This window comes from Streptomyces sp. NPDC058665 (assembly GCF_042714995.1).
In the GTDB taxonomy this organism is placed as follows: Bacteria; Actinomycetota; Actinomycetes; order Streptomycetales; family Streptomycetaceae; genus Streptomyces.
In genome coordinates, this window is the sequence record NZ_JBHXRX010000056.1 from 34527 (window position 1) to 53760 (window position 19234).

At 71.9% G+C, this 19234-nt stretch carries 23 protein-coding genes and 1 riboswitch; of the genes, 14 read left to right on the forward strand and 9 right to left on the reverse strand.

The genetic code is table 11. The features are described 5' to 3' along the window. Positions 1 to 84: 84 nt before the first annotated feature. The 3 genes from ACFWV8_RS29320 to ACFWV8_RS29330 are packed head-to-tail and all read left to right on the forward strand — an operon-like array spanning position 85 to position 1602. Positions 85 to 312 carry an antitoxin gene (locus ACFWV8_RS29320; RefSeq protein WP_329390787.1) on the forward strand — a complete coding sequence of 76 codons (228 nt, stop codon included), beginning with the start codon at positions 85 to 87 and terminating at the stop codon, positions 310 to 312. Further along, positions 309 to 1139 (forward strand): PP2C family protein-serine/threonine phosphatase, encoded by an 831-nt coding sequence (locus ACFWV8_RS29325; protein WP_384210435.1) that lies wholly within the window; start codon positions 309 to 311, stop codon positions 1137 to 1139. Before ACFWV8_RS29320 ends, ACFWV8_RS29325 begins: the two co-directional genes overlap by 4 nt. A 49-nt stretch (positions 1140 to 1188) precedes the next feature. After that, entirely contained in the window at positions 1189 to 1602 is a 414-nt protein-coding gene (locus tag ACFWV8_RS29330; protein WP_384210438.1) for a fic family toxin-antitoxin system, toxin component, read from the forward strand. A 20-nt stretch (positions 1603 to 1622) separates the two neighbouring features. On the opposite strand, the gene ACFWV8_RS29335 is transcribed toward ACFWV8_RS29330, so the two are convergent. From ACFWV8_RS29335 to bioB, 4 genes are all read right to left on the reverse strand, one after another. Continuing rightward, positions 1623 to 2303 (reverse strand): class I SAM-dependent methyltransferase, encoded by a 681-nt coding sequence (locus tag ACFWV8_RS29335; protein WP_384210441.1) that lies wholly within the window; start codon positions 2301 to 2303, stop codon positions 1623 to 1625. Positions 2304 to 2387: 84 nt separating this feature from the next. Next, complete coding sequence (bioD, locus tag ACFWV8_RS29340) at positions 2388 to 3143, reverse strand: dethiobiotin synthase (protein ID WP_384210444.1); 756 nt, start codon at positions 3141 to 3143, stop codon at positions 2388 to 2390. A 3-nt stretch (positions 3144 to 3146) separates the two neighbouring features. Continuing rightward, positions 3147 to 4481 (reverse strand): adenosylmethionine--8-amino-7-oxononanoate transaminase, encoded by a 1335-nt coding sequence (locus ACFWV8_RS29345; protein ID WP_384210447.1) that lies wholly within the window; start codon positions 4479 to 4481, stop codon positions 3147 to 3149. After that, the gene (gene bioB / locus ACFWV8_RS29350; protein ID WP_384210454.1) at positions 4474 to 5625 is read right to left on the reverse strand and encodes a biotin synthase BioB; all 1152 of its coding nucleotides are present in this window, start codon (positions 5623 to 5625) and stop codon (positions 4474 to 4476) included. Before bioB ends, ACFWV8_RS29345 begins: the two co-directional genes overlap by 8 nt. A gap of 170 nt (positions 5626 to 5795) precedes the next feature. Here bioB and ACFWV8_RS29355 point away from each other — a divergent pair, with 170 nt between their 5' ends. Both ACFWV8_RS29355 and ACFWV8_RS29360 read left to right on the forward strand, forming a co-directional pair. Further along, positions 5796 to 6980, forward strand: coding sequence for an 8-amino-7-oxononanoate synthase (locus ACFWV8_RS29355; protein ID WP_384210522.1), 1185 nt, complete (start codon positions 5796 to 5798; stop codon positions 6978 to 6980). A gap of 262 nt (positions 6981 to 7242) precedes the next feature. After that, positions 7243 to 7674, forward strand: coding sequence for an ATP-binding protein (locus tag ACFWV8_RS29360; RefSeq protein ID WP_384210461.1), 432 nt, complete (start codon positions 7243 to 7245; stop codon positions 7672 to 7674). 31 nt (positions 7675 to 7705) lie between these two features. Here ACFWV8_RS29360 and ACFWV8_RS29365 read toward each other — a convergent pair whose 3' ends face one another. From ACFWV8_RS29365 to ACFWV8_RS29375, 3 genes are all read right to left on the reverse strand, one after another. Continuing rightward, positions 7706 to 8176: a C40 family peptidase gene (locus ACFWV8_RS29365; RefSeq protein ID WP_384210468.1), complete on the reverse strand. Its 471-nt coding sequence runs from the start codon at positions 8174 to 8176 to the stop codon at positions 7706 to 7708. 3 nt (positions 8177 to 8179) lie between these two features. Then, positions 8180 to 8362: riboswitch (cyclic di-AMP (ydaO/yuaA leader) on the reverse strand. Positions 8363 to 8719: 357 nt separating this feature from the next. Further along, positions 8720 to 9028, reverse strand: coding sequence for a hypothetical protein (locus ACFWV8_RS29370; protein ID WP_329390807.1), 309 nt, complete (start codon positions 9026 to 9028; stop codon positions 8720 to 8722). A gap of 7 nt (positions 9029 to 9035) precedes the next feature. After that, positions 9036 to 9671: an ATP-dependent Clp protease proteolytic subunit gene (locus ACFWV8_RS29375; RefSeq protein ID WP_384210473.1), complete on the reverse strand. Its 636-nt coding sequence runs from the start codon at positions 9669 to 9671 to the stop codon at positions 9036 to 9038. A 93-nt stretch (positions 9672 to 9764) separates the two neighbouring features. Here ACFWV8_RS29375 and ACFWV8_RS29380 point away from each other — a divergent pair, with 93 nt between their 5' ends. Then, on the forward strand, positions 9765 to 10049 hold the full coding sequence (locus ACFWV8_RS29380) for a type II toxin-antitoxin system Phd/YefM family antitoxin (protein WP_384210477.1): 285 nt from the start codon (positions 9765 to 9767) through the stop codon (positions 10047 to 10049). Between the two features lie 180 nt (positions 10050 to 10229). Here the strand turns inward: ACFWV8_RS29380 and ACFWV8_RS29385 are convergent, their stop codons facing one another. Further along, the gene (locus ACFWV8_RS29385; protein WP_384210480.1) at positions 10230 to 10700 is read right to left on the reverse strand and encodes a DUF4333 domain-containing protein; all 471 of its coding nucleotides are present in this window, start codon (positions 10698 to 10700) and stop codon (positions 10230 to 10232) included. Positions 10701 to 10907: 207 nt separating this feature from the next. Beyond that, a complete protein-coding gene (locus ACFWV8_RS29390) occupies positions 10908 to 11903 on the reverse strand; it encodes an ABC transporter permease (RefSeq protein WP_384210483.1) in 996 nt (331 codons plus the stop codon). A gap of 121 nt (positions 11904 to 12024) precedes the next feature. Here ACFWV8_RS29390 and ACFWV8_RS29395 point away from each other — a divergent pair, with 121 nt between their 5' ends. The 8 genes from ACFWV8_RS29395 to ACFWV8_RS29430 all read left to right on the forward strand — a co-directional run bounded on the left by ACFWV8_RS29395 (position 12025) and on the right by ACFWV8_RS29430 (position 19098). Next, entirely contained in the window at positions 12025 to 12651 is a 627-nt protein-coding gene (locus ACFWV8_RS29395; RefSeq protein ID WP_384210486.1) for a TetR/AcrR family transcriptional regulator, read from the forward strand. A 135-nt stretch (positions 12652 to 12786) separates the two neighbouring features. Further along, entirely contained in the window at positions 12787 to 13089 is a 303-nt protein-coding gene (locus ACFWV8_RS29400) for an urease subunit gamma (RefSeq protein ID WP_329390821.1), read from the forward strand. 16 nt (positions 13090 to 13105) lie between these two features. Then, the gene (locus tag ACFWV8_RS29405; RefSeq protein ID WP_384210490.1) at positions 13106 to 13417 is read left to right on the forward strand and encodes an urease subunit beta; all 312 of its coding nucleotides are present in this window, start codon (positions 13106 to 13108) and stop codon (positions 13415 to 13417) included. Next, positions 13410 to 15131 carry an urease subunit alpha gene (locus ACFWV8_RS29410; RefSeq protein WP_384210493.1) on the forward strand — a complete coding sequence of 574 codons (1722 nt, stop codon included), beginning with the start codon at positions 13410 to 13412 and terminating at the stop codon, positions 15129 to 15131. Before ACFWV8_RS29405 ends, ACFWV8_RS29410 begins: the two co-directional genes overlap by 8 nt. Next, a complete protein-coding gene (locus tag ACFWV8_RS29415; protein WP_384210496.1) occupies positions 15131 to 15805 on the forward strand; it encodes an urease accessory protein UreF in 675 nt (224 codons plus the stop codon). Before ACFWV8_RS29410 ends, ACFWV8_RS29415 begins: the two co-directional genes overlap by 1 nt. 64 nt (positions 15806 to 15869) lie before the next feature. Further along, positions 15870 to 16565 (forward strand): urease accessory protein UreG, encoded by a 696-nt coding sequence (gene ureG, locus ACFWV8_RS29420; protein ID WP_384210499.1) that lies wholly within the window; start codon positions 15870 to 15872, stop codon positions 16563 to 16565. After that, positions 16562 to 17338 carry an urease accessory protein UreD gene (locus ACFWV8_RS29425; RefSeq protein WP_384210502.1) on the forward strand — a complete coding sequence of 259 codons (777 nt, stop codon included), beginning with the start codon at positions 16562 to 16564 and terminating at the stop codon, positions 17336 to 17338. The genes ureG and ACFWV8_RS29425 overlap by 4 nt, the downstream gene beginning before the upstream one ends. A 146-nt stretch (positions 17339 to 17484) precedes the next feature. Continuing rightward, positions 17485 to 19098, forward strand: a complete 1614-nt coding sequence (locus ACFWV8_RS29430) for an alpha/beta hydrolase (protein ID WP_384210505.1) — start codon at positions 17485 to 17487, stop codon at positions 19096 to 19098. Positions 19099 to 19234 lie beyond the last annotated feature (136 nt).

Consider the following 19234-nt stretch of genomic DNA (forward strand, 5'->3'; position numbering starts at 1 on the left):
GTGACCCTAATGGCGTAATCGGCTCGCGGCCCCGGGAAATCGGCACACTTGCCGACGCTAGCGTTGGCGCGCTAGCTTGTTGGGGTGGCGAAGACCCAGCTGAACGTACGCGTGGACGAGACCACCGCGGAGGCCGCCCGGCGGCAGGCGGGACGGCGCGGCATGAGCGTGAACCGCTACATCGAGGAACTCGTCAGGCAGGACATGGGCGAGGTCGGGAAGACCTTCGTCGAGTCCGCCGCCGACTTCATGAAGCAGTACGAGTCGGTGTTCACGGAAGAGCTCGGCACGGACACGGCCGGAGGTCGATGACCGGCCCGGCCGGGCCGCCGGACTGCGTCGCGTGCGGTGGGACCGTCGCGCCCGACGGCTTCTGCTGGGACTGCGGTGAGCTCCAGCCCTCCTTCCGCGCCCACCTCGAAACCACTCTCGGTACGGGCGCCGCCGGCGTCAGCGACCGCGGCAGGCGTGGCCTCAACCAGGACGCGATGGCCGTCACCGGGAGCGGCGAGTGGACGATCGGCGTCGTGTGCGACGGCGTCTCCATGTCACCCCGCGCGGAGCGCGCCGCACAGGTCGCCGTCACCGTCGGCGCGGCGCACCTGACGAAGGGGTTGCGCGAGGGGACTCTGCCCGAGACCGTCCTGGCGGAGTCCGCCGCCCGTGCGGGCCGGGCCGTCGGCGCGCTGGCCGCCTCCGTGGACGCGGCCCCGGCCTGTACGTACGTCGCGGGCATCATCGGCCCCGAGGGCATCTGGTGCGCCTGGATCGGCGACAGCCGTGCGTACTGGCTGCCCGACGAGGGGACGTGCCTGGCGATGACCGAGGACGACTCGGACCAACGCGACGCCCTCACGGCGTGGTTGGGGGCCGACGCGGGTGAACCGGGCGCCCAGGTACGGAGCTACCGGCCGGGAGGACCGGGCCGGCTGCTGTTGTGCACCGACGGGCTGACGCGTCATCAGCCCGACGCGGGCGGGCTGCGGGCCGTGCTCACCCGCCACCGGCGCTCAACACCGGCCGATCTCAGCCTCCTTGAGGACGCGCGGGCGCTGATCGGGTACGCCATGGACGCGGGCGGGCAGGACAACATCACCGCACTGCTCATCCGCACCCCTCAGCCACGTCGGGGATACTGATCATCGGGAACTCCCCACGCCCGCCCCACTACCGAGACAGCTGCCCTCAATGGAAAACGCCGATTCCCCCGAACTGCCGTCGCACGCCGACCCGACGCTGCGGATCGATCTCTCGTGGCTGCTGATGGTCGCCGAGCACAAGATGCCCGGCGATCCCCAAGTCAGCGACTGGGGCGCCCTCGTGGCCGCCGTCAGCCGGCACGAGGCGGAGATATTCGGCACCCCCGTCTACACCGATCCGCACACCCGCGCGGCGGCGCTCCTCCAGAGCCTGCTCCATGTGCCCGCGCTGGAGCGGTCCAACGCCATGTACGCATCGGCCGTCGCGTACGGCTATCTCGTCGCGAGCGGCCTGAAGGTCGTCACCTCGCCCGAGCAGGTCAGGGATCTGGCCAGGCTGGTCAAGGACGGCACGGCGGACGTACGGCGCATCGCCGAGGAACTGCGCGGCTGGAGCCTCTGAAGGAGCCGATCCCGAGGCCGTCAGACCAGGTCCGCCCTCGGCCGGTACGCCACACCGAGCACACACGGCGACGTCGGCGTCCGCGGCCCGGGATCCGGCACCCGCAGCGAGCGGTGCGCGCCGAACTCGAAACCCGCGTCGCGGATCGCCGCCAGGGTGTCGCGCGCCGTGTGGCACCCGCCGAAGAGCCTCGGCCACACCGTCCTGTCCAGGACCCGCTGCACCACCGCCAGACCACGCTCGCGGGCCAGCCCGTGCTCGAAGAACCGCAGCTCGCCGCCGGGGCGCAGGACGCGGCGGATCTCGGCGAGCGCCTGCGGTACGTCACGTACGGTGCACAGCACCAGCGAGGCGACGGCCGCGTCGAAACCCTCCTCCTCGACGGGCAGCGCCTCCGCCGTGCCCGGCCGTACGTCCACCGAGACCTTGGCCCGCATCGCGGCCCGTACCGCCAATTGCCGCAGGCTGCGTTCCGGTTCGACCGCCACGACCTCCGAGACCGTGTCCGGATAGTGCGCGAAGTTCAGCCCGTTGCCCGCGCCGACCTCCACGACCCGTCCCGACAGACCGCTCAGCAGTTCCGCGCGGTGGGCGGCGATATGGCCCTTGGTCTCGGCGGCGACGCTCACCCGCGCGTAGAAGCGCGCGAAGAGCGGATGGTGGACGGAGTCCTTGGGGGCCTTGCGGTTGCGTAGGTGCATGGGGCGGATCTCCTCCGGCGTACAGGGCGTCACCATGATTCTTCCCTGTACGGCTCCGCTCAGCAGCTCACGGGACGCAACTCGTTACCGTGCGGCCCCGGTGCCCGGAAGCGCCGCGTCCGCCGCGTCCGCCGCGTCCGCCGCGAACCGCGCCGCGTCCCAGCCCCCGCCCAGCGCCGGAGCCAGCCAGCCGGCGGCGCTCGCGCGGAACCGCCGTGCCGCCAGCCCGCCCGCGCCGTCCGGCAGCGCCCCGAGCAGAGGGGCACCGGCGACACCCGGCAGCTCCGCCGGATTGCATCGCGCCGCCAGGTCCGGCACGGCCGGCCAGCTGCCGATCACCACACCCAGCGCCATGAGCCCGCGAGCGTCCAGCGCCTCGGCCGTCAGCGCGGTCATGTTCAGCGTGCCGAGCCCGGCGGGCGCCACCACCAGCACCGGGGCGGCCAGCAGCCGGGCGGCGTCCGCGAGTGTGCCGCCCTCGTCGTCGAACCGTACGAGCAGCCCGCCCGCGCCCTCGACCAGCACCAAGTCGTGTTCGGTCGCCAGCTTCCCGGCGGTCTCGGCGATCTCCTCGGGCCGTACGGGTGGCGCGCCCGCGCGTCTGGCCGCCGTCGCGGGCGCCAACGGCTCGGGGAAACGGGCCAGTTCGACCGTGGTGACGCCGCCCGCAAGGCGGATCACCTCGTCCACGTCACCCGGCTCACCGGGTGCGACACCGGTCTGCGCGGGCTTCAGCACCGCGACCGTACGCCCCTGGGCGAGGGCCACGGCGGCGACGGCCGCCGTGACGACGGTCTTGCCGATCTCCGTCCCGGTCCCCGAGACGATCAGTACGGGCATCTCTCAGGCCTCCCGAGCCGCCGCCGTCACCGCGCGGCAGATCCGCACGATGTCGTCGTCGTCCGTCACATACGGCGGCATCGTGTAGACGAGGTCGCGGAACGGCCGCAGCCACACACCCTCACGTACCGCCGCCCGTGTCGCCGCCGCCATGTCCACCTCGTGGTCCAGCTGTACGACGCCGATCGCGCCGAGGACCCGCACATCCTTCACCCCGGGCTGCGACGTCGCCTCGGCGAGGCCGTCGCGCAGCCCCGCCTCGATCCGCTTGACCTCGCCCTGCCAGTCCTGGCCGAGCAGCAGGTCGATCGAGGCGGACGCCACGGCCGAGGCCAGCGGATTGCCCATGAACGTGGGGCCGTGCGCGAGGACGGGCACCTCGCCGCGCGAGATCCCGTCCGCCACCGCCGACGTGCACAGCGTCGCGGCCATGGTGAGATAACCGCCGGTCAGCGCCTTGCCCACACACATCACATCGGGGCTGACGCCCGCGTGCTCCGCCGCGAACAGAGCGCCGGTTCGGCCGAAGCCCGTCGCGATCTCGTCGAGGATCAGCAGCACGCCGTACTCGTCACAGGCCTCGCGCAGCACCCGGACGTACGCGGGGGAGTGGAAGCGCATGCCGCCCGCGCCCTGCACCACCGGCTCCACGATCACGGCGGCCAGCTCGTCGGCGTGGCGCGCGACGAGAGCGCGCAGCTGGTCCGCGTACGTCTCGTCGTACGCCCCGGAGTCGTCGTACGCCCCGGAGCCGGCGGGCGGCGCGTCGGCGAAGATCTGGCGCGGCAGCACTCCCGACCAGAGGCCGTGCATTCCGCCCTCGGGGTCGCACACCGACATCGGCTGCCAGGTGTCGCCGTGGTAGCCGCCCCGCCAGGTCAGCAGTCGCCGCTTCGCCGGGCGGCCCAGCGAACGCCAGTACTGGAGGCACATCTTGACGGCGACCTCGACCGAGACGGATCCCGAGTCGGCGAGGAAGACGTGCTGGAGCGGTTCCGGGGTGATCTCCACCAGTCGCGCCGCCAGCCGGACGGCGGGCTCATGGGTGAGCCCGCCGAACATGACATGGCTCATCCGGCCGAGCTGGCCGTGCGCCGCCTCGTTGAGGACCGGGTGGTTGTAGCCATGGATCGCCGACCACCAGGACGACATGCCGTCGACCAACTCGCGCTGCCCGTACGCCGGTTCGGCGAGCCGGAGCCGGACGCCCGAGGCGGACTCCACGACCAGCGGGTCCGTACGGCCGGGCATCGGGCCGTACGGATGCCAGACATGCGCCCGGTCCAGCGCCAGGAGGTCGCCCGGAGCCGTCGCGGGCGGGGCGGGCGTGTCAGGCATTGGGCGCCAGATCGGTACCGGCACCGCGCCGCCGTACGGTCACCAGGTCCGTACGGGCCGAGCCGGCACCCGCCCCGACCGGCTCGGCCACGGGGTCACCCTTGTCCGCGGACGGACCGCACGCGCTCGCGCACCCGCCGCCGCGGTGTTCCGGCAGCGTCGTCGTGTCCGTGCCCTCCACCTCGAACCCGGCGTCCGCGATCATGTCGAGGTCCGCCTTGCCCTCCTGGCCCTCGGTGGTGAGGTAGTCGCCGAGGAAGATCGAGTTGACCAGGTGCAGCGCGAGCGGCTGCATCGTGCGCAGGTGCACCTCACGCCCGCCCGCGAGCCGGACCTCCACGTCGGGGCAGACGAACCGCACCATCGCCAGAATGCGCAGCGCCCGCTGCGGGGTCAGGTTCCACTCCCCGGCCAGCGGTGTGCCCTTGACGGGGATGAGGAAGTTGACCGGGACCGAGTCGGGGTCCAGCTCGCGCAGCCCGAAGACCACGTCCACCAGGTCGGCGTCGCTCTCGCCCATGCCCGCGATCAGCCCGGAACAGGCCGACAGGCCCGCGCCCTGCGCGTGCCGCACGGTCTCCACCCGGTCCGCGTAGGTGTGGGTGGTGGTGATGTCGCCGTACGTCGACTCGGAGGTGTTGAGGTTGTGGTTGTACGCGTCGGCGCCCGCCGCCTTCAGCCGCTCCGCCTGACCGTCCGAGAGCAGCCCGAGACAGGCGCAGATCTCGACGTCGGCGTTCTCTTCCTTGATCGCGCTGATGGTCTGCGAGACACGGTCGACGTCCCGGTCCGTCGGCCCCCGGCCGCTCGCCACCAGACAGACCCGCTTCGCGCCGCCGGCCACTCCCGCCGCGGCGGCCCTGGACGCCTCGTCGGGCTTCAGCCAGGTGTACTTGAGGATCTCGGCCTTGGACCCGAGCCGCTGCGAGCAGTACGAGCAGTCCTCGGGACAGAGCCCGGACTTGAGGTTGACGAGATAGTTGAGCTTGACCCGCCGCCCGAACCACTGGCGGCGCACCTTCCCGGCCGCGGCCACCACTTCGAGCAGTTCGTCGTCGGAGGTCGCCAGCACGGCGAGCGCTTCTTCGCGCGACGGCAGCTCTCGCCGAAGGCCCTTCTCCACCAGTGTGTTCAGCAGGTCCATGGCGCCGATCCTGGCCTACGGCGGGCCTCCGGGCCAAGGATGAATCCCACAAGACAGGTGCATTCAGGTGTGTGTATGACCACACCCGAAGCGGAGCGATCGACGGTTAGGGTCTGTGGGCTGCCTACAAAAGGACCCCCGCCGTGCCAGCCGAGCCACCCGCGCCGAGCATGCCGAGCACGCTGTCCACGCCACCGTCGGACCCGTTCGGCTGGATCGACGACGAGGCGCGCCGCCGTGAGCGGGCGGGTCTGGTCCGTACCCTGCGCCCCCGCCCCGCCGACTCCGCCCTGCTGGATCTCGCGAGCAACGACTACCTGGGGCTCACCCACCACCCGGTGACGACGGGCGCGGCGGCCGACGCGGCGCGCCGCTGGGGCGCGGGCGCCACCGGCTCGCGGCTGGTCACCGGAAGCACCGCGCTGCACGCCGAACTGGAGCGTGAGCTCGCCGACTTCTGCGGTTTCGAGGCCGCGCTCGTCCTGTCGTCCGGATACGCCGCGAACCTCGCCGCCCTCACCGCGCTGACCGCGCGCGGCTCGCTCATCGTCTCCGACGCCGCCAACCACGCCTCGATCGTGGACGGTTGCCGTCTCTCTCGCGCCGAGACCGTCGTCGTACCGCACGCCGATCCCAAGGCGGTGGCCAAGACGCTCGAAACGTACGAAGGCTCCCGGGCCCTGGCCGTCAGCGACTCGGTCTTCTCGGTGGACGGTGACGCGGCGCCGCTCGCGCGGCTGGCCGACGTCTGCCGTACGCGGGGAGCCGCACTCCTCGTGGACGACGCGCACGGTCTCGGCGTCCTCGGCGACGGCGGCCGTGGCGCCGTCCACGCGGCGGGTCTGGCGGGCGACCCGGGGACGGTCGTCACCCTCACGCTCTCCAAGTCGCTGGGCAGCCAGGGCGGCGCGGTCCTCGGGCCGGCCCGGGTGATCGGCCAACTCGTCAACACGGCACGGTCGTTCATCTTCGACACCGGTCTCGCCCCGGCCGCCGCGGGCGCCGCGCTCGCGAGCCTGCGGCTGCTGCGCGAGGACCCCTCGCTGGCGGTCCGGGCGCGCGCGGTGGCGAACGCGCTGCACCGCGGGCTGACGGGGGCGGGACTCACCGCCGTACGACCGGACGCGGCCGTCGTCTCCGTCCGTGCGCCGTCTCCGGACGCGGCCGTCCGGTGGGCCGCCGACTGCCGCACAGCAGGGCTGGTGGTGGGCTGCTTCCGGCCGCCGTCCGTGCCGGACGGGATCTCCCGGATCAGGCTCACGGCCCGCGCCGACCTGACGGACGCTCAGGTCGACGGCGCCCTGGCGACGATCATCGCGACGGCGCCCGCCGGGGCCGTGGCGCCGACGGGCTGAGCACCGGTCCGGGCTGAGCACTCGTCTGGGCGAGCACCCGTCGTCTGTCGGTCGCCGGGCCCCCGAACTTGAGCGCGCGTAAATACGGTTTCGCGTAGCAGGGTTCACCGCTTAGAGCGACAGACAGGGGCGTATCCCGGCGGATCGCCCGTGCACCGGGTTGCGTTGATGGCAGTGTGGCGCGCAGCGCAATCCGGGGACGTACTCGCGGGCATCAGCCATAGGTCGGTCTGCGTCCCGGTGGGAAAGGGACAGCGTCGCCATGGCAGACCATCAGGAAGCATCCGTCACCCTGCCGAGCGATCCGGCCTCGGTGTCCGAGGCACGCAGATACGTCGCGCGTGTGCTCACCGAGTGGGGGCTGCCGAGCGATGCCGGTACCGCCGAAACGGTTCGCCTGATCATCTCGGAACTGGCCACCAACGCCGTGCAGCACACCCTCGGCACCTCACCGACCTTCACGATCGACGTCACCCTGCGGCGCGAGGAGGAACTGCGCGTCGGCGTCACGGACAGCCACCCGCGCTGGCCGCAGCGGCTCCCCGCCGCGGTCCAGCAGGACAACGGCCGCGGCATGGTCATCATCCGGGCGCTGACCGCCGAGCACGGCGGCCGACTGGCCGTCACACCCACCGCGGACGGCGGCAAGACGGTCTGGATCGCCCTGCCGTGGACGGTTCGCGCCCGGGGCTGAGCGGGCCGCGGTGTCCCCGGTGCGCCGGGGGTCAGCGGACCCGGCCGTACAGGACGCTCCTGGACCAGATGCGCTCCAGCCGCACCACCTGACCGCTCTTGGGCGAATGCCAGATCTTGCCGTGGCCGGCGTAGATCCCGACGTGGTAGACGCTCCCTCCTGAATGGAAGAAGACCAGATCGCCCTGTCTGCGCCCGGCGGCGGAGATGTGGTGCGTGCGGTTGTACTGCTGCTGCGCGGTGCGGGGAAGCGCTTTGCCGGCCTTCTTGTACGAGAAGAGCGTCAGCCCCGAGCAGTCGAACCGGTGCGGACCTGTCGCCCCGTACGAGTACGGGGCGCCTTTCTTGGAGGCCGCCACATCCAGCGCCTTCGCGGCGGCGGGCAGGGCGTGTGCTTCCGACACGGCGCCGGGCGCCAGCATCGTGCCGCCGACGGCGGCGAGGAGGACCGATGCGGTACCGGCCCGGGAGAGCAGCGACGGGACATGCGTCTGCGCGGTCATGCGCAACCCTTCGTCAGCCGCCTGTGAAGGATGACCTGTCGGGTTCGGACAGGCGAAGATGTCCGGCCGCTGTGCGGCTTCACCCCGAGGAGCTGTCCATGGTCGGACCGCCCCGAACTGCTCGGGTCCTCCACTCCTGCCGATCCACTCGTGTCGACCAGTCGTCCGGAGCGGCGGCAGGACTCGGCGTCCACCCGGACCGCCCCGCCGAGGTGGCGGGGGCTTGTCGTCCCAGGGATCTTGACGCGGCCTCAGCGCGAATCCGCGTTGAAACGGCCGGATGTGACTCTCGTCACTTATGGACCATTTGGGTCGGTACGGCCGATTCGGTGAACGGCTCATATGACAGCTCACGCGCTGTACCTGCGGCGCAGCGAGGCGTTACGACCGGACGGCCGATCGTCCGTCGCAAGTCGCCGGTCCGATCGCCGCGGGCGGGCCGATACGCCGAACGTGCGGCCAAATCCCGTACGGACGCGTCCGAACGGGCAGGCCGGCGGCCGAAGTCCGTCGCGGGGCGGGGGTGCGGGGTGCGGGCCGGTATCAAGTCACCGGGCCGGGCGGCATGGTGACCCGTCCGGCCCTGCGCTCCCCGTCGAGCACCCGGAGCGTACGGTCCAGGGTCGGCGTGTGCAGTTCCGTCTCACCTCTCGCGTGCATCAGCGTCAGCGCGTCGCGCAGTTCGGCGGCCCCGGAGACCAGGGCCTGTGCGGCGCGCAGCGCGCTGTACGTGTCGTCGGCGCGCGAGGGGTTGATCCGGCCGACCAGGTCGACGACCCGGAGGTAGCTGTCGACGAAGTCGCCCTCGGCGCGGGTCAGCGCGGGCAGCGGCGGCAGTTCCGGTGGCAGCATCGGCGGTTCACCGGGGGGCGTTGAAGCTCAGGGACGACCTGCGGTCCTGTGTCACCTGGTCCACCAGGCCGTACTCCTTGGCGCCCGTCGCGTCGAAGATCGTGTCCCGGTCGATGTCGGTGTCGATCCGCTCGGCGCTCTGTCCGGTGTGCCGCACCAGCGTCTCGGCCATCAGGGTGCGCAGCCGCAGCAACTCCTCGGCGTGGATGGCGAGATCGGACGGCTGGCCGCGTACGGGCTCCTCGATCCCCGGCTGCTGGAGAACGACGCGCGCGCCGGGCAGCGCCATCCGCTTGCCCGGCGCTCCGGCGGCGAGCAGGACCGCGGCGGTGGACGCCGCCTGGCCGAGACAGGTCGTCGCCACGTCGCAGCCGACGACCTGCATCGTGTCGTAGACGGCGGACATCGAGCTCAGCGAGCCTCCGGGGGAGTTGATGTAGAGCGCGATGTCCTGGCCGGGCGCGGCGTATTCGAGTTGCAGCAGCTGGGCGATCACATCGTTCGCGGCGGTGTCGTCCAGGGCGGTGCCGAGGAAGATGATCCGTCCTTCGAAGAGCTTGGAGTACGGATCGAGGGAGCGGGTCCCGGCGGAGGTCCGCTCGGTGAACTCCGGCAGGACGTAGCGGGCGGAAGGACGGTCCATGGTGTGCCTCTCCTCGCGTGCCGGACGCGGCTCTCGTCCGTCGGTGGCCTCGGTAAAAAATGTACAGGACGTACAGGCCGTAAGATGGCAACCATGGCCTACGAAATTCCGGTGACGCAAGCGCGGGCAGAACTCGCCGACCTGATCAACCGGGTCGTCTACGGCGAGGAGCGCGTGGTCGTGACGCGCCACGGCAAGCCGCTCGTCGCCCTCGTTTCGGCCGCTGACCTGGAACGACTGGAGAGCCTGAAGCTCGACGACGCCGTGGCGGCGGAGGAGCGCGTGATCGCCTCGGTGAGCACGATCCGCTCGGTGACGTCCGCTCCGGGCGAACGCGCGGACTTCGGCATCGTGGCGAAGCACGAGCCGCCGGGCTGACGCGGGCGGTGCGGTGAGCGGCGGCAAAAAGGCGCGGCCCCGATGGGGCCGCGCCTTCTGCGTGATCGCGAGAAGCCGGGGGAGTCCGGTCAACTGCGCTGCGTGGAGGGTGTGCTGATGGTGCGGGGGGGGGATTGCCGAGCATCGGTCCCTGCGCGGCGCCGCGCACAGGGACCGGGTTCACTCGACGCTGTTGTCGACCTTGAAGGTGTAGTTGACCTGGTTGCCGTTGACCGAGATGGCGGTGACGGTGACACCGAGTGTGTCGCTGCCGGCGTTGAGCTCGCAGCGGATCGTGGCGCCGACCCGGGCCGGGAGGTGCTCGGGGCAGGTGACCTTGTCGGGGCGCTTGCCGGCGTTCTCGGTGAGCTTGTCGGAGATCGTCTGCGCGACTCGGGCCTTGTGGACGGCCCCGTCCTCGCTGACGCCCGTGTTCCCGGGCGCCGCGGGGGCGTCGCCGGCCGGCGTCTCCTCGGCCGGTGTCTCCTCCTCGGCCGAGTCCTCCTCGCCGGGGGTCGCTCCCGAGCCGGCCGTCGGTTCGTCCTTCTTCTCCGTTTCACCGATGCTGAAGGAGCATCCGGTGGCGAGAAGCACCGTCAGTGCGCCCATCGCCGTCGCGGCCGCGATCCTCTTACGCCTCGTGTGCTGCATTCCGTCCCTCTTGTTCGTGGATATGGGACAAAGATGCGGACATCTTCCGGTGGCGAAGAATCAGCACTGAAAAGCCACAGTCCCGTACGACAGGCACGCTAGCCCGGACCGGGCGCCGGGTGTGCCGGTCGTTCGACCCACAAGAACGGTCAGGAACGGTACGGAGTGTGGCTCAGGGCGGGACCGACCGCTGGCCGGCGCGGACGGTCATCCGACGGGGGCGGGCTCCTTCGTGCGGGCCGGGGCCTCCGGCTTTCCGGGCGCCGCGTCCGACCGGCGTGCTCCCACCGCCACCGCCGCCAGGCCCAGTACCGCCCAGATCGCGAGCGTGAGTGCCGGGGCGAAGGCCGCGTTGCCGTCGAAGTAGGCGACCGAGCGGAGCAGTGAACCGCTCGCGCCCGGCGGCAGCCACTGGCCGAGCGCGCCGACCGACTCGGGCAGGAGTTCGGGCGCGCTCGACACCCCGGACAGCGGGTTTCCGACCAGCACCATCAGCATCGCGCCGACTCCGATGCCCGGCCGGCCGAGCAGCGCCGCGAGGCCCGCCACCGCACCGCCGACGGCCAGTACGGCGAGGGCGAACACCCCTGCCTCCGCCCACCAGTTGCCGGCGATCACCTCCAGCCAGTTGTGGGCCAGGACGGTGGCGGTGAGGCCCGCCAGGGCCGCCGCGCCGAAGAGCGCGCCCACCGCGCGGATGCCGCGCAGCGCGAGCAGGCTCACCAGGGCGCCGGTCGCGACGCCCGCGAGGGCGAGCGGGAGCATGCTCGCTCCCAGCGCGCTGCCGCGCGGGTCCCCGGCGGGGGTGGCCACGACATCGGTCACCTGTACGTCGGTGCCCTCGGGCGCCCGCGCGGTCACGGCTTCCCGCAGCAGCTGGGCGATCACCGGGCTCCCCGCCGACGCCGTCAGCAGATGGGGCCCCCGCTCGGTGGCGACCACCGCTCCGTAGACGTCCCGGTTCTCGATCGCCGAACGCGCCGCGGCCTCGTCGTCGTACCGGTGCACGTCGAAGGCGTCCGGCTCACGCTCGAACCCCTGCTGGAGCCGCTCGGTCGCGGAGGCCGGTCCAGCGACACCGACCGGCACCTCGTGCGGCGCGACGCGGGCGGCGGGCCAGGCGAAGGCCGTGAGCGCCAGTGCGGCGATCAGCGGGATCAGGAGCACAACGCCGATCATGCGGCGCGTGGGAGTGGCGGACATGGTGTCCTCGCTATCGGTCCACGGATTTAAAAAGAAGGATCGTTCGTTTTGGGGATGCCTGTCACTGTTACCGGCGAGCCCGGAGCTTGTCAAGAAGGAATGTTCGTTTTACGTTGATCGCATGGCCCGTGTATCGCAGCAGCACCTGGACGCCCGCAGGCGTCAGATCCTCGACGCCGCCGCGCGCTGTTTCGCGCGCAACGGCTTCCACGCCACGTCGATGCAGGACGTGCTGCGCGAGGCCGACCTCTCCGCCGGCGCCGTCTACCGCTACTTCAGCAGCAAGGAGGAGCTGATCGGGGCCATCGTCACCGAGGTGCTCGACACCGTCAGGGAGGCGTTCGAGGAGGCCGCGAGCCAGAGTCCGCCCGACCCGCCCGACGTACTGGTCGGCCAGGTGATGGGCCGCGTGCTGCGCGGGGAGTTCAGCCTGGGCACCGCCGCCGGTGTCCAGGCGCCCCGTCTGCTCGTCCAGGTGTGGACGGAGACCCTGCGCAACGAGTCGCTCGCGGCGCTGCTGCGGACCGGCTACGACACGGTGCGCGCCGCCTGGGTCAAGGTCGTCGAGGCGTATCAGGCGGCGGGACTGATGCGCGACGACGTGCCGGCGGAGCATGTCGCGCGGACGATGATCGCCACGGCGCAGGGATTCGCCGCCCAGCAGGCGCTGTTCGGCGAGGTCCCGGTGGAGGTCCTGCAGAACGGCCTGCGCGGGTTGATGTCCATGGGCGGGCAAAAGCCCGGTTAACCTGCCGGAAAAACTTCCGCCGTACCGTGCGATGTCCGGCTGTGCGGCCCCTGTCCGTGTTCAACGGAGTGTTGAATCGGTGCGGGCGGACACCAGGCTCCACGCCGGACCGGGCCGCGACAGTGAGGTGGAAACGTGCAGTTGACCCCGCACGAGCAGGAACGGCTGCTCATCCATGTGGCCGCCGACGTGGCCGCCAAGAGGCTGGCGCGCGGGCTGCGTCTCAACCATCCGGAGGCGGTCGCCCTGATCACCTCGCACCTGCTCGAAGGTGCCAGGGACGGCCGTACCGTCGCCGAACTCATGGCGTCCGGACGCAAGGTGCTCACCCGCGACGACGTCATGGAGGGCATCCCCGAGATGCTCCACGACGTCCAGGTGGAGGCCACCTTCCCGGACGGCACGAAGCTCGTCACCGTCCACGACCCGATCGTCTGACGGGGGAGCGCGGCCGATGATTCCCGGCGAGATCCTGTACGCGGACGGCACCGTGCCCCTCAACGAGGGCCGCCCCGTCACCCGCCTCACCGTGCTCAACGCAGCCGACCGGCCCGTCCAGATCGGCTCCCACTACCACTTCGCCGAGGCCAACCCCGGCCTGCGGTTCGACCGCGCGGCGGCGCGCGGCCTGCGCCTGAACGTGGCCGCGGGTACGTCCGTACGGTTCGAACCCGGCATCCCCGTCGACGTCGAACTCGTCCCGATCGCCGGACTGCGTGTCGTACCGGGCCTCCGTGGCGAGGCAGGAGGACCCCTCGATGCCTGAGCTGAGCAGAGCCGTCTACGCCGACCTCTTCGGCCCCACCACCGGCGACCGGATCCGGCTCGCCGACACCGATCTCCTCGTCGAGATCGAGGAGGACCGCTCGGGCGGCCCCGGACTCGCGGGCGACGAGGCCGTGTTCGGCGGCGGCAAGGTGATCCGCGAGTCGATGGGCCAGTCGCGTACGACCCGGGCCGAAGGCGCGCCGGACACCGTGATCACCGGCGCCGTGATCATCGACCACTGGGGCGTCGTCAAGGCGGACGTCGGCATCCGGGACGGCAGGATCACCGGCATCGGCAAGGCGGGCAACCCGGACACCATGGACGGGGTCCACCCGGACCTCGTCATCGGACCCGAGACCGAGATCATCGCGGGCAACGGCAAGATCCTCACCGCCGGAGCCGTCGACGCCCACGTCCACTTCATCTCGCCGACCCTCATCGACCAGGCGCTGTCCTCCGGCATCACCACCCTCGTCGGCGGCGGCACCGGACCCGCCGAGGGGACGAAGGCCACCACCGTCACCCCGGGACCCTGGCACCTGGCGCGGATGTTCGCCGCCCTGGAGTCGTACCCCGTCAACATCGGACTGCTCGGCAAGGGCAACACGATGTCCCGCGACGCCATGCGCTCCCAACTGCGCGGCGGCGCACTCGGGTTCAAGATCCACGAGGACTGGGGTGCGACCCCGGCCGTCATCGACGCCTGTCTCGGTGTCTGCGAGGAGACGGGCGTTCAGCTCGCCATCCACACCGACACGCTCAACGAGGCCGGATTCGTCGCCGACACCCTCGCCGCCGTCGCCGGGCGGACCCTGCACGCGTACCACTCCGAGGGCGCCGGCGGCGGCCACGCGCCGGACATCATCACGGTGGTGTCGGAGCCGTACGTGCTGCCCAGCTCGACCAACCCGACGCGCCCGCACACCGTCAACACCATCGACGAACACCTCGACATGCTGATGGTCTGCCACCATCTCAACCCGGCGGTCCCCGAGGACCTCGCCTTCGCCGAGTCGCGGATCAGGCCCACCACCATCGCGGCCGAGGACATCCTGCACGACCTCGGGGCGATCTCGATCATCTCCTCCGACTCGCAGGCCATGGGCCGGATCGGCGAGGTGATCCTGCGGACCTGGCAGACCGCGCACGTCATGAAGAAGCGCCGGGGCGCGCTGCCCGGCGACGGCCGGGCCGACAACCAGCGGGTCCGCCGGTACGTCGCCAAGTACACCGTCAACCCGGCGCTCGCCCAGGGAATCGGCCACGAGATCGGCTCCGTCGAGACCGGGAAGCTCGCCGACCTCGTCCTGTGGGACCCCGCGTTCTTCGGCGTGAAGCCCCAACTCGTCATCAAGGGCGGGCAGATCGCGTACGCGCAGATGGGCGACGCCAACGCGTCCATCCCCACCCCCGGCCCCGTCCTGCCCCGGCCCATGTTCGGCGCGACAGGCACCGCCCCCGCGTCCAACTCCGTCAACTTCGTCGCGCAGGCGGCGATCGAGGACGCGCTTCCCGAACGGCTCGGTCTCGGCAAGCGGTTCGTGCCGATCGAGAACACCCGCTCCGTCGGCAAGGCCGACATGCGGCAGAACGACGCCCTGCCCGATGTCCGGGTCGACCCCGACACCTTCACGGTGACGATCGACGGCGATGCGGTCGAACCCGCGCCCGCCGCCGAACTGCCCATGGCCCAGCGCTACTTCCTCTTCTGATGAGCCGCGCCGCGCTGCTCGTCCTCGCCGACGGACGGTTTCCGGCCGGTGGCCACGCCCACTCGGGCGGCGCCGAGGCGGCCGTCCGCGCGGTTCGGCTCACCGACGCCCGCGACCTGGCGGCCTTCTGCCGGGGCCGGCTGCACACCACCGGACTCACCTCCGCCGCGCTGGCGGCAGCGGCCGTACTCGGCGTCGACCCCCTCGCCCTGGACGAGGCCGCCGACGCCCGCACCCCCTCGCCCGCCCTGCGCGCCACCGCCCGCAAGCTCGGCCGGCAGATGATGCGCGCCGCCCGCGCCACCTGGCCGGGACCGGAGCTCGACGCCCTCGCCGCGGCCCGCCCGCGCGGCGCCCACCAGCCGGTCGTCCTCGGGCTCGCCGCGCGGTCGGCCGGCCTCGGACCCGAGGACGCCGCGCACTGCGTCCTGTACGAGACGGTCAGCGGCCCCGCCACCGCAGCCGTACGGCTGCTGAGCCTGGACCCCTTCGACGCGACCGCCGTCCTCGCCCGGCTGGCACCCGACATCGACGAGACCGCGCGGCGCGCCGTGGCCACCGCGCACCGCGCCGTACGGAAGGGGCCCGGCGCCCTGCCCGCAGCCTCAGCGCCGCTGCTGGACATCACCGCCGAGGCGCACGCGGCCTGGCCGGTGCGTCTCTTCGCGTCGTAACGCCCGACCACCCCACCGGCACACGCCACCGTGCCCCGCCGCAGGACCACGAAGGAGCCGCACCGTGCACCTCGACCACGCCGACCCGTACACCGACCCGTATCGCGACCCGCACAGCCACGGAGCGGGGGCGGTGCGCGCCGACGGCTCCCGGCGCGCCCTGCGTATCGGCCTCGGCGGGCCCGTCGGCTCCGGCAAGACCGCGACCGTCGCGGCCCTCTGCCGGGCGCTGCGCGACCGGATGTCCATCGCCGTCGTCACCAACGACATCTACACCCGGGAGGACGCGGCGTTCCTGCTGCGCAACGCCGTGCTGCCGACCGAGCGCATCCAGGCCGTCGAGACCGGCGCCTGCCCGCACACCGCGATCCGCGACGACATCTCAGCCAACCTCGAAGCCGTCGAGGACCTGGAGGACTCCGTCGGACCGCTCGATCTGATCCTGGTCGAGTCCGGCGGCGACAATCTCACCGCCACCTTCTCCAAGGGGCTCGTCGACGCGCAGATCTTCGTCATCGACGTCGCCGGCGGCGACGACATCCCGCGCAAGGGCGGCCCCGGCGTCACCACCTCCGACCTGCTGGTGATCAACAAGACCGATCTCGCACCGTACGTCGGCTCCGACCTCGGGCGCATGGCGTCCGACGCCAAGGAGCAACGAGGAGAACTTCCCGTCCTGTTCACCTCGCTCACCGGCCCCGACGGGGTGGCACCGGTCGCCGAGTGGGTGCGCGCGCGCTTCGCCGCCTGGACCGCATGAGCGTCCAGGCCACCGCCCGGATCGCCGCCGCGCCCGACGGCCGCGGCGGAACCGCTCTGCCGGTGCTGGAGAGCGACGGACCGCTCGCCCTGCGCCGTACGCGCGCGGCCGTCGCCACGCACGAGCACGCCCGCGTCACCGTCGTCGGCGCGATGAGCGCACCGCTCGGCGGCGACCGGCTCGCCCTCGAAGCGGTCGTACGGGACGGGGCCGCGCTCACCGTCGACGCGGCGGCAGCCATGATCGCGCTGCCCGGTCACCGCACCGGCGACGGGTCCGCCGACCACGCGGGCTACGGCATACGACTCACCGTCGGCGAGGGCGCCGTACTGCACTGGCTGCCCGAACAGCTCATCTCGGTCACCGGCAGCGACCTGCGGACACACACGCGCGTCGAACTCGCCCCCACCGCCCGGCTGGTACTGCGCGAGGAACTGATCCTCGGCCGGCACGGCGAGGCGCCCGGCACCGTCACCACCCGGCTCACCGTGCACCGCGCCGGCCGCCCGCTGCTGGACCAGCACCTCGCGCTCGGCCCCGGCGCACCCGGCGGCTGGGACGGCGGAGCGGTCATCGGCGGCCACCGGGCGGTCGGCCAACTCCTTCTGGTGAGACCGGAGTTCGAGGAGAAGCCAGTGGCCCCGCGACTGTTCGGCGACACCGCCGTACTCACCCCGCTCGCCGGTCCCGGAGCGCTCGTGACCGCGCTCGCCCCGGACGCCCGGGTCCTGCGTCAGGTCCTGGACGAGGCACTGGCGGAGCTGTACCGCTGAGCGGAACTGGGGGCACCGGCTATCGGTTCGGCAAAGAATTGCCGGTTTGGCCTGTTCTCAACTGCCCCACAGACGAAAGGATCCCCCTCGGTAACCCTACGAACAGCGTCGCGGCGTGCGGCGCGTCACACAGGGGGAGGTACCACTTGAGACGCACAGCGGTGCTCGGCTCGGCCGGCACTCTGCTCGCGGGCACGCTCATAGCGACCACGCTCGCCGCCACATCGGCGAGCGCCGACGGCCGTGCCGACAGTGGCAGGGCCGCGCAGAGCAAGGAACAGAAGGTACGCAGCGCCCAGGCGGCCGGTGCCGAGGTGGCCGCCGCACGCGCGGCGAAGAAGGGGATCGACTGGGCGGACTGCCCGGCCGAATGGTCCCTGGAGAAGCCGATCCAGTGCGGCTACGTGAGCGTCCCGCTCGACTACGCCCGCCCGAACGGCAAACAGATCAGGATAGCCGTCGACCGGATCGGCAACACCGGCACGGCGAGCGAGCGTCAGGGCTCGCTCGTCTACAACCCCGGTGGCCCCGGCGGTTCCGGCATGGCGTTCCCGCGCCGCGTCGTGACCAAGAACGCGATCTGGGCGGATGCCGCGAAGGCGTACGACTTCGTCGGCTTCGACCCGCGCGGGGTCGGGCGCTCGACGCCCATCTCGTGCGTCGACCCGCAGGAGTTCGTCAAGGCTCCCAAGGCAGACCCCGTCCCCGGCAGCGAGGCCGACAAGCGCGCCCAGCGCAAGCTCGCGGCCGAGTACGCGGACGGCTGCAAGGAGCGCAGCGGCTGGATGCTGCCGCACATGACGACGCCCAACACCGCGCGTGACCTGGACGTCCTGCGGGCCGCGCTCGGCGACAGGAAGCTCAACTACGTGGGCGTCTCGTACGGCACCTACCTGGGCGCCGTGTACGGCACGCTCTTCCCGTCCCATGTACGGCGCATGGTGCTGGACAGCGTGGTGAACCCGTCAAAGCAGAAGATCTGGTACCAGGCCAACCTGGACCAGGACGTCGCCTTCGAGATGCGCTTCGACGACTGGAAGAAGTGGGTCGCCGAGAACGACGCGGCGTTCCACATCGGCGACACCGTCGCGAAGGTCGAGAAGCAGTGGGAGAAGCTTCGCGCCACCGCCAAGAAGGAGCCGATCGGCGGCATCGTAGGACCGGCCGAACTCATCGGCCTCTTCCAGAGCGCCCCGTACTACGACTCCAGCTGGGTGCCGGTCGCCGACATCTGGAGCAAGTACCTGGCCGGAGACACCCAGGCGCTCGTCGACGCCGTCGCGCCCGACCTGTCGGACACGGTGGGCAACGCGGCTGCGGAGAACAGCAACGCGGTCTACACCGCCGTCGAGTGCGCCGACGCCAAGTGGCCCACCGACTGGCGCACCTGGGACCGGGACAACACCCGGCTCCACCGCGACCACCCGTTCCTCACCTGGGCCAACGCCTGGATGAACCTGCCCTGCGCCACCTGGGGCGTGGAGCAGCAGACACCGGTCGAGGTCCGCACGGGCCGGGGGCTGCCGCCCGTACTGATCGCGCAGTCCACGCGCGACGCCGCCACCCCGTACGGGGGCGCGGTCGAACTGCACAAGCGGTTCAAGGGCTCACGCCTGATCACCGAGCGGGACGCCGGTTCGCACGGCATCACCAATCTGGCGAACCCGTGCCTGAACGACCGGGTCGAGTCGTATCTGCTCAGCGGCAAACTCGACAGCCGCGACGTGACGTGCGCACCGCACGCCACGCCCAAGCCGTGACGGGCTAGTCAGAGGGGAGGGGGCGACGGCCGAAGGCGGGCGGCGGCCCCCCACGCGGGCCCGGGGGCGCGGCGCTGAGCCGCGCCGGCGCGGGGGCATAATTAACCGGGGCCCCGGGGCCGCCACGGCCGTCACG

Coding starts and splice junctions, on each gene's coding strand:
- ACFWV8_RS29325 (WP_384210435.1), top strand. CDS start 309: ATGACCGGCCCGGCCGGGCCGCCGGACTGCGTCGCGTGCGGTGGGACC.
- ACFWV8_RS29330 (WP_384210438.1), top strand. CDS start 1,189: ATGGAAAACGCCGATTCCCCCGAACTGCCGTCGCACGCCGACCCGACG.
- ACFWV8_RS29335 (WP_384210441.1), bottom strand. CDS start 2,303: ATGCACCTACGCAACCGCAAGGCCCCCAAGGACTCCGTCCACCATCCG.
- bioD (WP_384210444.1), bottom strand. CDS start 3,143: ATGCCCGTACTGATCGTCTCGGGGACCGGGACGGAGATCGGCAAGACC.
- ACFWV8_RS29345 (WP_384210447.1), bottom strand. CDS start 4,481: ATGCCTGACACGCCCGCCCCGCCCGCGACGGCTCCGGGCGACCTCCTG.
- bioB (WP_384210454.1), bottom strand. CDS start 5,625: ATGGACCTGCTGAACACACTGGTGGAGAAGGGCCTTCGGCGAGAGCTG.
- ACFWV8_RS29355 (WP_384210522.1), top strand. CDS start 5,796: ATGCCGAGCACGCTGTCCACGCCACCGTCGGACCCGTTCGGCTGGATC.
- ACFWV8_RS29360 (WP_384210461.1), top strand. CDS start 7,243: ATGGCAGACCATCAGGAAGCATCCGTCACCCTGCCGAGCGATCCGGCC.
- ACFWV8_RS29365 (WP_384210468.1), bottom strand. CDS start 8,176: ATGACCGCGCAGACGCATGTCCCGTCGCTGCTCTCCCGGGCCGGTACC.
- ACFWV8_RS29370 (WP_329390807.1), bottom strand. CDS start 9,028: ATGCTGCCACCGGAACTGCCGCCGCTGCCCGCGCTGACCCGCGCCGAG.
- ACFWV8_RS29375 (WP_384210473.1), bottom strand. CDS start 9,671: ATGGACCGTCCTTCCGCCCGCTACGTCCTGCCGGAGTTCACCGAGCGG.
- ACFWV8_RS29380 (WP_384210477.1), top strand. CDS start 9,765: ATGGCCTACGAAATTCCGGTGACGCAAGCGCGGGCAGAACTCGCCGAC.
- ACFWV8_RS29385 (WP_384210480.1), bottom strand. CDS start 10,700: ATGCAGCACACGAGGCGTAAGAGGATCGCGGCCGCGACGGCGATGGGC.
- ACFWV8_RS29390 (WP_384210483.1), bottom strand. CDS start 11,903: ATGTCCGCCACTCCCACGCGCCGCATGATCGGCGTTGTGCTCCTGATC.
- ACFWV8_RS29395 (WP_384210486.1), top strand. CDS start 12,025: ATGGCCCGTGTATCGCAGCAGCACCTGGACGCCCGCAGGCGTCAGATC.
- ACFWV8_RS29405 (WP_384210490.1), top strand. CDS start 13,106: ATGATTCCCGGCGAGATCCTGTACGCGGACGGCACCGTGCCCCTCAAC.
- ACFWV8_RS29410 (WP_384210493.1), top strand. CDS start 13,410: ATGCCTGAGCTGAGCAGAGCCGTCTACGCCGACCTCTTCGGCCCCACC.
- ACFWV8_RS29415 (WP_384210496.1), top strand. CDS start 15,131: ATGAGCCGCGCCGCGCTGCTCGTCCTCGCCGACGGACGGTTTCCGGCC.
- ACFWV8_RS29425 (WP_384210502.1), top strand. CDS start 16,562: ATGAGCGTCCAGGCCACCGCCCGGATCGCCGCCGCGCCCGACGGCCGC.